We start from the raw sequence: 12,425 nt of genomic DNA on the forward strand, positions 1-12,425 counted from the left end.
GGTTGTGTTTTAAGAATTTGCTATGATGTGTTCCTTGTGTTCTTTATCTTCGATGAGGTTGAGCATTTTGATGGTGGCCTGTATGGCGGCCTCCATCTGGTCGGCATCGAGGCCCTGGGTTTTCAGCACGCCGCCGTTGTAGTCCCACGAGATGACGGTCTGCACGAGGGCGTCGGTGCGACCACCCGGCGGAATGTTCACCGTGTAGTTGGTGAGCAGGGGCAGGGTGCGGCCCAGCTGCTCCTTGTAGATTTTGCGGATGGCCTTTACAAAGGCATCGTACTGACCGTCGCCGGTCGATGCCCCCTCGTACACCTGGCCGTTGATGTCGATGGCGATAATGGCTACCGGCTTGAGCCCCTGCGAGAGGTTGAGGGTGTAGTTGACCACCTTCACGTGCTGGGCGATGGTCTGGTGCTTCAGCACGTCGGAGATGATGTAGGGGAGGTCTTCGGGGGTGACCATCTCTTTTTTGTCGCTCAGCTCGACCACCCGTTGGGTAACCCGCTGTATCGATTCTTCGTCGAGCTCGATGCCCAGCGATTCGAGATTCTTGCGGATGTTGGCCCGCCCCGAGGTCTTGCCCAAGGCATACTCGCGTTTGCGGCCGAAGCGCTCGGGCAGCAGGTCGTTGTAGTAGAGGTTGTTCTTGTTGTCGCCGTCGGCATGGACGCCGGCACATTGGGTGAAGACCGACTCGCCGATGATGGGCTTGTTGGCGGCTACCCGCACACCCGAGTAGGATTCGACGATGCGGCTCACCTTGTTGAGCATGTTTTCGGTGACACCCGTCGTGGCCTTCACCTGGTCGTGCAGGACGGCCAATACACTGGTAAGAGGCGCGTTCCCGGCCCGTTCGCCCAGTCCGTTGACGGTACAGTGCACCCCCTGTATGCCGGTAAGGGCGGCTGCGAAGGTGTTGGCCGTGGCCAGGTCGTAGTCGTTGTGGGCGTGGAAGTCGAACCGCAGGTTGGGGTAGCGGCGACGCATGGCCCGGCAATACTTCAGGGTCTGGAGCGGGTTGAGAATGCCCAGCGTGTCGGGCAGCATGAACCGCTCTACGGCTTCGTTCTTCAGTGCGTCGACCAGTTGGTAGACATATTGCGGCGAGTGCTGTATGCCGTTCGACCAGTCCTCGAGGTAGAGGTTGATTTTCAGTCCGGCTTCCCGAGCCTTTCTTATGGCTGCCTTGATGTCGGCGATATGCTCCTGTACCGTCTTTTTGAGCTGGAAGGTGCAGTGCTTTTCCGAGCCCTTGCAGAGCAGGTTCATCACCCGGGCCCCGCACGAGCGTATCCACTCGATCGAGGCTCCGTTGTCGAGGAATCCCAGAATCTCTATTTTGTCGATGTGTCCTCGTTTCCGGGCCCATTCGCACAGTTGGGTGGCAGTTTCGTATTCGCCCGACGAGACTCGGGCCGAAGCTATTTCGATGCGGGGGATCTTCAACTCCTCGAGGAGCAGCCGGGCAATGCTCAATTTTTCTTGCCGGGCAAAAGATACCCCCGAGGTCTGTTCGCCGTCCCGCAGCGTTGTATCCATGATTTCTATAAACATAGGCAATCGTTTACTGGTGTGAGGCTTCCCACGCTTCGATTTGCGGCTTTTTGCTGAGCAGATAGTCGATGTCGTCGTAACCGTTGAGCAGGCAGCTCTTTTTATAGGGATTGATTTCGAAATGTTCCGATACGCCGCTGGTGTTGTCGGTGATGGTTTGCGCCTCGAGATTGACCGTTACGGTCGCTTTCGGGTTGGCCTGGATATGGCGGAAGAGGTCGGCCAGGAACTCTTCGGAGACTACGACCGGCAACACCCCGTTGTTGAGGGCGTTGTTCTTGAAGATGTCGGCAAAGAAGCTCGATACCACCACCCGGAATCCATACCCGGCGATGGCCCAGGCGGCATGCTCGCGGCTCGAGCCGCTGCCGAAGTTTTTGCCGGCTACCAGTATCTGGCCCGAGTAGGCGGGGTTGTTGAGCACGAAGTCGGCCACGGGTTTCCCCTCCTTGTCGTAGCGCCAGTCGCGGAAGAGGTTTTCGCCGAATCCCTCGCGCGATACGGCTTTGAGGAATCGGGCCGGAATGATTTGGTCGGTGTCGACATTTTCCTGGGGAAGGGGAATGCACGACGAGGTTATGATATTTATTTTTTCAATCATGGCAGTGTAAAGTTATAAAAATTTTCGTGGATCGGTTATCTCACCCGTGATGGCTGCGGCTGCCGCTACCAGCGGCCCGGCCAGGATGGTGCGGGCTCCGGGGCCCTGACGCCCTTCGAAGTTGCGGTTCGAGGTCGATACCGCATATTTGCCGGCCGGCACTTTGTCGTCGTTCATGGCCAGGCAGGCCGAGCAGCCCGGCTGACGTATCTCGAACCCGGCTTCGGCCAGCGTGCGGTCGAGCCCTTCGGCCTTGATCTGGCGGGCTACCGCTTGCGAACCGGGCACGAGCCAGGCGGTCACGTGGTCGGCTTTCCGATGCCCCTTCACCAGTCGGGCAAAGGCTCTGAAGTCTTCGATGCGACCGTTGGTGCAACTGCCCAAGAAGACGTAGTCGATTTTTTTGCCCAGCAGCTTTTCGCCGGCCTCGAAGCCCATGTAGCGAAGCGCCTGGCGGAACGACAGCTTGCCGCTCTCGTCGATACTCTCTTCCGTAGGGATGGCCTCGTCGATGGCAATACCCATGCCGGGGTTGGTCCCGTAGGTGATGCGAGGCGCGATGTCGGCGGCCTGGAAGGTCACCTCGCGGTCGAAGGTGGCATCGGCATCGCTGTGCAACGTCTTCCAGTAGGCGAGGGCCCGGTCCCAGGCTTCGCCTTTGGGGGCAAACTCGCGCTCCTTGACGTAGGCAAAGGTGGTTTCGTCGGGGGCAATCAGTCCGCCGCGGGCTCCCATCTCGATACTGAGGTTGCATACGGTCATGCGCTCCTCCATGCTGAGGGCGCGGATGGCCTCGCCGGCATACTCGACAAAGTAGCCGGTAGCCCCGCCTGTAGTCATCCGGGCGATGATATAGAGGGCTATATCTTTGGCGGTGACACCGGGGGCGAGTTGTCCCTCGATGTTGATACGCATGGTTTGGGGTTTGGGCTGCAAGATGCACTGCGAGGCCAGTACCATAGCTACCTCGCTGGTACCGATACCGAAGGCGATGGCGCCGAAGGCTCCATGGGTAGAGGTGTGGCTGTCGCCGCATACGATAGTCATGCCCGGCAGGGTGAGCCCGTACTCGGGTCCGATTACGTGGATGATGCCGTTCTTCTCATTGCCCAGACCGTAGTAGGTGAGGCCGAACTCCCGGGCGTTGCGGGCGAGCGTGTCGACCTGGTTGCGCGACACGGGGTCGGCAATGGGTCGGTCCTGGTGGAGCGTGGGTATGTTGTGGTCGGGCGAGCAGACGGTCTTCTGCGGGCGGAATACCTTCAACTTACGTTCGCGCAACTCGTTGAAAGCCTGCGGACTGGTCACTTCGTGGCAGTAGTGCCGGTCGATGTAGAGCTGATCGGGACCACCGGCTACCGAGGTAACTACGTGGGCGTCCCATATCTTGTCGAATAACGTGTTCATGTCGTGTGATTTATATGATAAATTTGTTGATTGCGTCGATAAAGGCTTCGGCCGAGGCGGCTACGATGTCGGTATTGGCTGAGAAGCCGTAGTAGGAGGCGTTGTTGTGGACGACGGTCATGTGCACCTTGCCTACGTCGTCGCTGCCTCGGGTGATGGCCTGGATGAGAAATTCGCTCACCACCATCTTGCGGTGGATGATGCAGCGGATGGCATTGATGGCGGCATCGACGGGTCCGTTGCCCGAAGCGGCAGCCTCGAACTTTTCGCCAGCAATGTCGAGCCCGATGCTGGCTACCGACTTGATGCCTACGCCTGCCGTTACTTGCAGGAAGTCGAGGCGGATGCGGGCATTGGCCGTGCGCTCTTTACCCACGAGCATCAGTATATCGTCGTCGTTGATGTCTTTTTTGCGGTCGGCCAGTTTGAGGAACGCCTCATAGGCTTTGTCGAGCGCCTCTTTGTCGAGCTCGATGCCCAGCAGGTGAAGGCGGTGCTTGAGGGCGGCTCGTCCGCTGCGGGCGGTCAATACAATCGAGGTTTCGTCGATACCCACCTCTTTGGGGTCGATAATCTCGTAGCTCTCGCGATTCTTCAGCACGCCGTCCTGATGGATGCCCGACGAGTGGGCAAAGGCGTTGCGTCCCACGATGGCCTTGTTGGGCTGTACCGGCATATTCATCAGATTCGATACGAGGCGGCTCGTGCTGTAAATCTTCTGGGTGTTGATGTTGGTTTCGACTTGCAGGTCGTGGTGGCACTTGCAAATCATGGCTACCTCCTCGAGCGAGGTGTTGCCGGCCCGTTCGCCGATGCCGTTGATGGTCACCTCGGCCTGCCGGGCTCCGTTCTGGATGCCGGCCATGGTGTTGGCCGTAGCCATACCCAGGTCGTTGTGGCAGTGGGTAGCGATGACCACGCGGTCTATCCCCTCGACGTGCTCCATGAGGTAGCGAATCTTCTGGCCGAACTCGTCGGGCAGGCAGTAGCCGGTGGTGTCGGGTATGTTGATGACGGTGGCCCCGGCCTTGATGACGGCCTCGACGACGCGAGCCAGATATTCGTTGTCGGTACGGCCTGCATCTTCGGCGTAGAATTGTACATCCTCGACATATCGTTTGGCATACTTGACGGCAGCGACAGCCCGCTCGACAATCTCTTCGCGAGTCGAGTTGAACTTGTATTTGATGTGGTAGTCCGAGGTGCCTATACCGGTGTGTATGCGTTTGTGCTTGGCATATTGCAGGGCCTCGGCCGCTACCTTGATGTCGTTCTCGACTGCCCGGGTGAGGGCACAGATGGTGGGCCAGGTCACGGCCTTGGATATGGCTACGACAGATGCAAAGTCGCCGGGACTGGATACCGGGAATCCGGCTTCGATGACGTCGACCCCGAGGGCTTCGAGCGCTTTGGCCACTTGTATTTTTTCTACGGTGTTGAGCTGACAGCCGGGCACTTGCTCGCCGTCTCGTAGGGTAGTGTCGAAAATGTACAATCTGTCTGACATACTTTTACACATATATGAGGTTAATAAAAAAAGCCTTTCCCAACATATTCGTGAGAAAGGCTATATACGTTTCTTTATCGGTTTACTGCGCAACACTGATTCTCACTTCTCGTCGGGACTGTTCGATAGAAGATCAATAATAATAATCAGGTTATTTAGCAGCGATATAGTCATGTCGTATTGGCTTGATGCGATTGCAAAGGTAATTATTATTTCGAGAAAACAAAATAAAAAGACTGTTTTTATTGAGATAGGTTGGTTTTTTGCAATCGATTCCCGCTAAAACGTATCTATTTGCAACTCGAGACCGGGCTCTTAGAAACTGAGCCCCAACCGTACCGATACCAAGTGATTCCCGTTGATGTCCTGGAAGGCTCCCTTTTCGTCGGTGAAGGGTGATACCTGGTAAAAGTTGTAACCGATGAGCAGATGCGACCCGAATCGTTTGCTTACCGAGAGGTTGATACCCAGTCCGGCCGATCCGAAAAATCCGCCTTGATTCTCGCCCTTGCACATCTGATTGCTTGAGTAACCGGCCCGAAAGTCGACAAAGAAGAGAGATTTGTTTTTGAGCAGGTTGCTACGGAACAGCAGATAGATGGGGAGGTACTGGCGATTGCTTGAGAAGGAGTTGTGCAGACCAACACCCAGCCCCAGACACTTGATCATCGACGAGCGATAGCCGGCAAAGATGTCGACATCGAAGGTCGAGAGGTCGTTACCTGCCATGTCGATCGAGGCGCCTACCTCGGCTCCGAAGGTAAAGGGTTTTATCTTTTTGTCCTCACCGAGGTCGGCCAGGTTGCTTTCCCGCATGACATACTGGTTGTTGCCGTCTTCAAAACCTGTGGTCGACTCTTGTGCTGTTGCATTTTGTACCGAAACGAACAGGATAACCGGCAATAAGATACGATATAGGTATTTGTTCATAATGATATGCTTTGTGAAAACGAAGATAGAGGATTTCTGGCGATTAAGCAATCGAAGCGCAAGAAAAAAATTTAAAATAAAAAAACCGACTTGCATGCAGGTCGGTTTTTTTACTGTCTTTACGGGCAGGCAGTTAACCCAAATAAGTTTTTAACAATTTGCTTCTCGAGGCGGTGCGGAGCCGTCTGATGGCCTTCTCTTTGATTTGGCGTACACGCTCACGGGTCAAACCGAATTTATCGCCAATCTCTTCGAGGGTCATCTCTTGACAACCGATGCCGAAGAACATTTTGATAATTTCGCTTTCACGCGGTGTGAGTTGTTTCAGTGCCCGGTCTATCTCTTTCGAGAGCGACTCGTTGATAAGCGAGCGGTCGGCAATGGGGGAGTCGTCGTTGACCAGCACGTCGAGCAGACTGTTGTCTTCGCCCTCGACAAACGGGGCATCGACCGAGATGTGACGGCCCGATACCTTCAGCGTATCGGAGATTTTGTCGACGGGTATATCCAACTCTTCGGCCAGCTCTTCGGGCGACGGGCGACGTTCGTTCTCCTGTTCGAATTTCGACAGCGCCTTGCTTATCTTGTTGAGTGAGCCTACCTGGTTGAGCGGCAAGCGTACGATACGCGATTGCTCGGCCAAGGCTTGCAGAATGGACTGACGAATCCACCATACGGCATAAGAGATGAATTTGAAACCTCGGGTTTCATCGAATTTCTCGGCGGCTTTGATCAATCCTAAGTTTCCTTCGTTGATTAAGTCGGGGAGGCTCAATCCCTGATTTTGATATTGTTTGGCAACCGAAACAACGAAACGCAAGTTGGCTCTCGTCAACTTCTCCAAAGCTGCATGGTCGCCTTTTTTGATGCGTTGGGCGAGCTCTACCTCTTCTTCTACCGTAATTAAGTCCTCGCGTCCGATTTCTTGCAGGTATTTATCCAGAGATGCACTCTCCCGGTTGGTAATCGATTTTGTAATTTTTAATTGTCTCATCTTGCAATATAGAGATTTGGGATTGCAAATATAGTATATTTGTTGTTAATAACGTAACAAAAAATGTTTAATTTTGAACGCGTGTCGGTAAAATCCTCGATTTGAGAACCGAGGCTTTATCATCCGCATCAATACAACGCTCGATGGTTCGTTCTGTTTCCCTCGTTAATGATATTTGGAATTTGGATACAGAAACAGGGATAAGGCCCTCGCGAGCCTTATCCCCGGTATGATTAGTCAGCCAAATCTACGGCGTAGTACATCATCTTTCCATTGGGGTATACACCCGTGATGAACATTACTTTCTGGGGTTGGTTCGACTTCACAATCGAGTCGTACATGCTCTCCAGATCGCTTACCGATTTCATGGGGGTGTTGTTGATTTCGAGGATGACAAACCCGTCTCTGATACCGGCCGATTTGAATTTGCCGTTCTTCAGGCCGATAACCTGTACACCGTAGCGGATATTCATCTCTCTCAAGCTCTTGGCGTCGAGCTCCTTGAATCCGGCGCCCAGCGAGTCCATACCGGCGATTTTGGTGATCTCGGTATTACCCTGGCTGTTCTTGAGGGTGAGCGATACGGTCTTCGACTCTTTGCCTCTCAGCAACCCGATTTTGATTTTGTCGCCGGGACGGTATTTGCTCAACTGCTCGGAGAGCATGGCACCGTTCTTGATTTTTACATCGTTGATCGAGGTGATTACATCGCCCTCCTTGATACCGGCCTCCATGGCAGCGCTGCGGTTATAAACCTCGCCAACATAGATACCCTCTTGTACCTCGAGGTTCTTGGCCTTGGCTACGTCGGAGTTGATTTCGACATATCCGATACCCAGCACGGCACGTTGTACGGTTCCGTATTCCTTGAGGTCGGCAATGACCTTGCTCACAATCGAGGTAGGAATGGCAAACGAGTAGCCTGCATAGCTACCGGTCTCGGAGTAGATGGCGGTATTGATACCTACCAGCTCGCCGGCGGTGTTGACCAGTGCACCGCCACTGTTACCGGGGTTCACGGCTGCATCGGTCTGGATGAAGGCCTCGATACCCATCTTCTGGCTGTGGGGGTTGAGAGCGCTGATGCTACGGGCTTTGGCGCTGACGATACCGGCCGTCACGGTCGAGGTAAGTCCCAGCGGGTTACCTACGGCCAATACCCATTCGCCCACTTTCAGATTGTCCGAATCGCCGAATTTGACGATAGGCAGGTCTTTGGCATCGATTTTAATCAGGGCCAGGTCGGTCGAGGGGTCGGTGCCGATTACCCGGCCGTTGAAGGTGCGGTTGTCGTTCAGGGTGATGTCGAGCTTGTCGGCCCCTTCGACCACGTGGTTGTTGGTCACGATATATCCGTCGGGGGTGATGATTACACCCGAACCCAGACCCGTACGGGGTTGAGGCTCGATGTTACGGCCGCCCTGTCCGAAGAAGTATTCGAAGAAGGGGTCGGTAAATCCGCCCATCTGGCTTTGCTTGGGGGTAGAGGTCGACTTGATGCTTACCACGGCATTGACCGTGTTTTCGGCCGCTATGGTAAAGTCGGTCTCGACAGCCGGATGGTTGGCAACTCGTGTGAAGCGGGTGGGCTGTGCATAACCGCTTTCGAGTGGTTGATCCTCGATTTTTGAATTGGCGGATCTATTGATTAAACTGAATGCTCCGATGGTAACCCCGGAACTTAGGATTGCCACTAAAGCAATACCCATCAATTTTTTTCCGTAAGAATTCATAATCTATTTGTTTTAAGTGTTAATATTCTGTTGTATTTAAGTTTTTGTGACGTTAAATTTAATACATTTCTCGTGCCATTATAATCGTGCCAACCTCTTTTTAAGCTCTTTTAATAAGCGGGATAGCGGCTTAACAGGGGTTAACGCGGCGCACAAGTAAAAAACGAACTTGAGGGGGTGATTGGTATGTCAGATTGACTGTTAAATTATCTATTTGTCAAAAATCGGCTGACACTTTTGCCTTCTTTGCCATTTTTATGCTTATCTTTGTCTCGTACAGCAGGACGGTCTGTCGCTCGCCTTGTGCGGGAGGAAAGTCCGGGCAACACAGAGCACCATATTTCCTAACGGGAAGCTATTCGTGAGGGTAGAGTCGCGTAACAGAAAATAACCGCTGCGCAAGCAGTAAGGGTGAAAAGGTGAGGTAAGAGCTCACCGGGCTTTACAGCAATGTAGAGTGCCGTACGTCTTATGGGTTGTAAGGTTATGTATACCGGCGTTGTAGGGTTGCTCGCCCGATGCCGGGGGGTAAACCGCTAGAGCCCTGTGGTGACACAGGGTCGAGATAAATGACAGACGCTCCCGCAAGGGAGTACATAACCCGGCTTACAGGCCTGCTGTATTTTTTTGTGAAATATGTTCCGAGCAATATAAATATATGGCTAAGCGTAAGAAGAAACCCTCGTTTTTTGCTCGAGTCAGTTCGTGGGTGAGGTGGTTTTGGCAATTTGTCTCGGTCGATATATGGCATATTACCGAGTATAAACTGCACATCCATATACTCAAAACCCTGAACCTGTCGGTCCGCTGCTTCCTGAACGAGAAGTTGCAGGAGAAGGCTTCGGCTTTGACCTTCAGTTCCATTCTGGCTATTGTGCCGGCGCTGGCCATGCTCTTTGCCATCTGCAAGGGTTTCGGTTTCCAGCACATCATGCAGAGCCAGCTCTTCGATTATTTCCCGGCCCAGCGTCAGGCGCTGGAGTATATGTTGAGTTTTGTCGACCAATACCTCGACCAGATGAAGGGTGGGGTATTTGTGGGGATAGGCCTCTGTTTTCTGCTGTGGACGCTTATCAGTCTGCTATCGAATATCGAGAAGGCTTTCAACGATATTTGGCAGGTGCAGGGCGGTCGCTCGTTCTATCGCAAGGTGACCGACTACACCTCGATGTTTCTGATTCTGCCCATCCTTATGGTGGCCTCGAGCGGTTTTTCCCTCTTCATGTCTACCATGCTCAACTCGTCGGTGGTGTTTGAGTTCATGACGCCGTTGCTGCGCTGGGTCTTCCGGTTGGCTCCCTACATCCTTACGGCCCTCTTTTTTACCGCCATTTATATCTTCATCCCCAACACGAAGGTAAAGTTCAAGTATGCCTTCATCTCGGGTCTCATTTGCGGAACGTCTTTCCAGATATTTCAATACATATATATATCGGGACAGATATGGGTGTCGAAGTACAATGCCATCTACGGTAGCTTCGCATTTCTGCCGCTGTTGCTTATCTGGATGCAGTTCTCGTGGCTCATCTGTCTGTTCGGGGCGGTGCTTACCTATTCGTCTCAGAATGTAGTCAATTTCAATTTCGAGAAGGAGACCAACCAGATTTCGCGCCGCTACTCCGACTACATCGTGCTGGTTATTGCTACGGTCATCGTGCATCGTTTCAGAGACGGGCTGCCGCCCCTGACCAAGGGGCAGATTTCGCGCCGTTATGCCATACCCATACAGTTGGTGGAGCGGACAGTCGAGACGTTGGAAGAGGCCGGTGTCGTGTCGCAAACCCTCTCGGAGGAGGAGCGGGTGCCTGCCTACCAGCCGGCTATCGACATCAATAAACTGTCGGTAGGCTATCTGTTGCGGGCTATCGATCGCGAGGGCGATGAAGACTTCATCAATAATTTGAAGGACGACTTTCCCCGCGAGTGGCGGGTTATCGTCGATACCCGTCGGCTCATGGAAGAGGCCGGCGACAAGGTTGGTTTGAAAGATTTAGAAATCGAGGAGAGCCGTGTGGAACTCCCGCAAAAATAAACTACGGACATATGAAAAAAGTAATTTCCACGACTGCAGCACCCAAGGCCATCGGGCCTTACAGCCAGGCTATCGAAGCCGGCGGTATGATTTTCCTTTCGGGACAACTCCCCATCGACCCGGCTACGGGCACCATGCCCGAGGGCATCGAGGCGCAAACTCGCCAATCGTTCGCAAACATCAAGGCCATACTGGCCGAGGCCGGTTGTACGGTCGATCACATCGTCAAGACCACGGTCTACCTGGCCGACATGTCGCTCTTCGCCCCCATGAACGAGGTCTATGCCCAACAGTTCTCGGGAGCCTTCCCGGCCCGTTCGGCTTTCGCCGTCAAAGAGTTGCCCAAGCAGGCATTGGTCGAAATCGAAGTTATTGCGGTAAAGGCATAAACTGTAACAAATCGGCCACGATAAAGGTACTGCCGCCTACGAAGATAAGGTCTTCGGGGCGGCTCTCTTTTTGTGCGGCCGTTACCGCCTCTTTTACCGTGGGGAAGCTCCGCCCCTTCAGCCCGGCCTGGGTAGCCAGCGCTTCGAGTTTGTCTTGCGGCAGGGCTCGGGGAACCGAGGCCCGGGTAAAGTAGTAGGTAGCCTCCTTGGGCAGCATGGCCAGTACCCCCGAAATATCCTTGTCGTTGACCATACCGATGACGATGCGCAGCGTGTCGTAGTGCTCGTTGCGTAGTTGGCGGGCAATATACTGCATGCCGCCGGTGTTGTGGCCGGTGTCGCAGATGAGTCGGGGCGATGCCTGCAACTGCTGCCAGCGGCCCATCAATCCGGTGAGCCGGGTGACGTGGGCAAAGGCTTCGTAGACCGATTGGTCGGTGATGCGATAGCCCAGCTCGCGCAGACGAGCCACAGCTGTGAGCACGGTGGCGGCATTCTTCTCCTGGCAGAGGCCGCCCAGTTCGCCGAAGAGGTGGGGATATGCCGGCGAGTCGAATTCCCATCCGCGGGCACTCTGCCGGGCCGAGTCGAAGCGCACGCACTCCTCGGCAAAGAAGATAGGGGCACCCACCTCGCTGGCCTTGTCGATGAATACCTGTTTGACCTCGCCCTGTGCCTCACCGATGACTACGGGGATGCCGTGTTTGATGATGCCGGCCTTCTCGCGGGCAATCTGGGGCAGGGTGTGCCCCAGCATCTGCACATGGTCGTAGCTGATGTTGGTAATCACGCACAAGTCGGGAGTGATGATGTTGGTACTGTCGAGACGTCCGCCCAATCCTACCTCGATGACGGCTGCGTCGACCGCCTGGCGGGCAAAATAGTCGAAGGCCATCATCATGGTCAACTCGAAAAACGAGGGGTGGATGTGGAGCGTGGGAGCCAGATGCTTCTCGGCAAAGTCGATGACCTCCTGACGGGGAATCATTTGGCCGTCGATGCGTATGCGCTCTCTGAAGTCCACCAGGTGGGGCGATGTATACAGCCCCGTTTTATAGCCGTTGAACTGCAGTATCGAGGCCAGCAGATGCGATACTGAACCTTTTCCGTTGGTGCCGGCGATGTGCAGGGTGTGGAATTTGCGGTGGGGATGCCCGAAGTACTCGTCGAGTGCTTCGCTGTTTTGCAATCCCGGTTTGTAAGCTGCGCTCCCTACTTGCTGAAACACCGGGAGCTGCCGGTATAGATATTCCAAAGTCTCTTCGTAGTTCATGA

10 protein-coding genes and 1 other RNA gene are annotated in these 12,425 nt (G+C 54.3%); 3 read left to right on the forward strand and 8 right to left on the reverse strand.

Features of this window, described 5'->3' with window-relative positions:
* Positions 1 to 9 precede the first annotated feature (9 nt).
* The 7 genes from ABGT88_RS07650 to ABGT88_RS07680 form a co-directional block, all read right to left on the reverse strand.
* Entirely contained in the window at positions 10 to 1,557 is a 1,548-nt protein-coding gene (locus ABGT88_RS07650) for an alpha-isopropylmalate synthase regulatory domain-containing protein (RefSeq protein WP_162611664.1), read from the reverse strand.
* A 10-nt stretch (positions 1,558 to 1,567) separates the two neighbouring features.
* Positions 1,568 to 2,158: a 3-isopropylmalate dehydratase small subunit gene (gene leuD, locus ABGT88_RS07655; protein WP_298664064.1), complete on the reverse strand. Its 591-nt coding sequence runs from the start codon at positions 2,156 to 2,158 to the stop codon at positions 1,568 to 1,570.
* Between the two features lie 12 nt (positions 2,159 to 2,170).
* Entirely contained in the window at positions 2,171 to 3,565 is a 1,395-nt protein-coding gene (leuC, locus tag ABGT88_RS07660; protein WP_346701348.1) for a 3-isopropylmalate dehydratase large subunit, read from the reverse strand.
* Between the two features lie 10 nt (positions 3,566 to 3,575).
* Positions 3,576 to 5,072 carry a 2-isopropylmalate synthase gene (locus tag ABGT88_RS07665; RefSeq protein ID WP_087407514.1) on the reverse strand — a complete coding sequence of 499 codons (1,497 nt, stop codon included), beginning with the start codon at positions 5,070 to 5,072 and terminating at the stop codon, positions 3,576 to 3,578.
* 315 nt (positions 5,073 to 5,387) lie between these two features.
* Entirely contained in the window at positions 5,388 to 6,002 is a 615-nt protein-coding gene (locus tag ABGT88_RS07670) for a hypothetical protein (RefSeq protein ID WP_346701350.1), read from the reverse strand.
* Between the two features lie 133 nt (positions 6,003 to 6,135).
* Positions 6,136 to 6,996, reverse strand: a complete 861-nt coding sequence (locus ABGT88_RS07675; RefSeq protein WP_008862117.1) for an RNA polymerase sigma factor RpoD/SigA — start codon at positions 6,994 to 6,996, stop codon at positions 6,136 to 6,138.
* Positions 6,997 to 7,229: 233 nt separating this feature from the next.
* On the reverse strand, positions 7,230 to 8,729 hold the full coding sequence (locus ABGT88_RS07680; protein WP_087407512.1) for a Do family serine endopeptidase: 1,500 nt from the start codon (positions 8,727 to 8,729) through the stop codon (positions 7,230 to 7,232).
* A gap of 276 nt (positions 8,730 to 9,005) precedes the next feature.
* On the opposite strand from ABGT88_RS07680, the gene rnpB reads away from it, so the two are divergent.
* From rnpB to ABGT88_RS07695, 3 genes are all read left to right on the forward strand, one after another.
* An RNA gene (gene rnpB, locus ABGT88_RS07685) (RNase P RNA component class A) lies at positions 9,006 to 9,354 on the forward strand.
* Positions 9,355 to 9,387: 33 nt separating this feature from the next.
* Positions 9,388 to 10,761 (forward strand): YihY/virulence factor BrkB family protein, encoded by a 1,374-nt coding sequence (locus tag ABGT88_RS07690; RefSeq protein WP_258327224.1) that lies wholly within the window; start codon positions 9,388 to 9,390, stop codon positions 10,759 to 10,761.
* Between the two features lie 11 nt (positions 10,762 to 10,772).
* Positions 10,773 to 11,150, forward strand: a complete 378-nt coding sequence (locus ABGT88_RS07695; protein ID WP_289540910.1) for a RidA family protein — start codon at positions 10,773 to 10,775, stop codon at positions 11,148 to 11,150.
* Here the strand turns inward: ABGT88_RS07695 and ABGT88_RS07700 are convergent.
* Positions 11,131 to 12,423, reverse strand: coding sequence for a folylpolyglutamate synthase/dihydrofolate synthase family protein (locus ABGT88_RS07700; RefSeq protein WP_346701353.1), 1,293 nt, complete (start codon positions 12,421 to 12,423; stop codon positions 11,131 to 11,133). The genes ABGT88_RS07695 and ABGT88_RS07700 overlap by 20 nt on opposite strands.
* Between the last annotated feature and the right edge of the window lie 2 nt (positions 12,424 to 12,425).

The sequence above is a fragment of the Barnesiella sp. An22 genome (assembly GCF_963931395.1).
In the GTDB taxonomy this organism is placed as follows: Bacteria; Bacteroidota; Bacteroidia; order Bacteroidales; family Barnesiellaceae; genus Barnesiella; species Barnesiella merdigallinarum.

What these genes read in the sequence shown, in the direction of transcription:
- ABGT88_RS07700 (WP_346701353.1), bottom strand. Translation starts at nt 12,423, where the DNA reads ATGAACTACGAAGAGACTTTGGAATATCTATACCGGCAGCTCCCGGTG.
- ABGT88_RS07665 (WP_087407514.1), bottom strand. Translation starts at nt 5,072, where the DNA reads ATGTCAGACAGATTGTACATTTTCGACACTACCCTACGAGACGGCGAG.
- ABGT88_RS07670 (WP_346701350.1), bottom strand. Translation starts at nt 6,002, where the DNA reads ATGAACAAATACCTATATCGTATCTTATTGCCGGTTATCCTGTTCGTT.
- ABGT88_RS07650 (WP_162611664.1), bottom strand. Translation starts at nt 1,557, where the DNA reads ATGTTTATAGAAATCATGGATACAACGCTGCGGGACGGCGAACAGACC.
- ABGT88_RS07690 (WP_258327224.1), top strand. Translation starts at nt 9,388, where the DNA reads ATGGCTAAGCGTAAGAAGAAACCCTCGTTTTTTGCTCGAGTCAGTTCG.
- ABGT88_RS07695 (WP_289540910.1), top strand. Translation starts at nt 10,773, where the DNA reads ATGAAAAAAGTAATTTCCACGACTGCAGCACCCAAGGCCATCGGGCCT.
- leuC (WP_346701348.1), bottom strand. Translation starts at nt 3,565, where the DNA reads ATGAACACGTTATTCGACAAGATATGGGACGCCCACGTAGTTACCTCG.
- ABGT88_RS07675 (WP_008862117.1), bottom strand. Translation starts at nt 6,996, where the DNA reads ATGAGACAATTAAAAATTACAAAATCGATTACCAACCGGGAGAGTGCA.
- ABGT88_RS07680 (WP_087407512.1), bottom strand. Translation starts at nt 8,729, where the DNA reads ATGAATTCTTACGGAAAAAAATTGATGGGTATTGCTTTAGTGGCAATC.
- leuD (WP_298664064.1), bottom strand. Translation starts at nt 2,158, where the DNA reads ATGATTGAAAAAATAAATATCATAACCTCGTCGTGCATTCCCCTTCCC.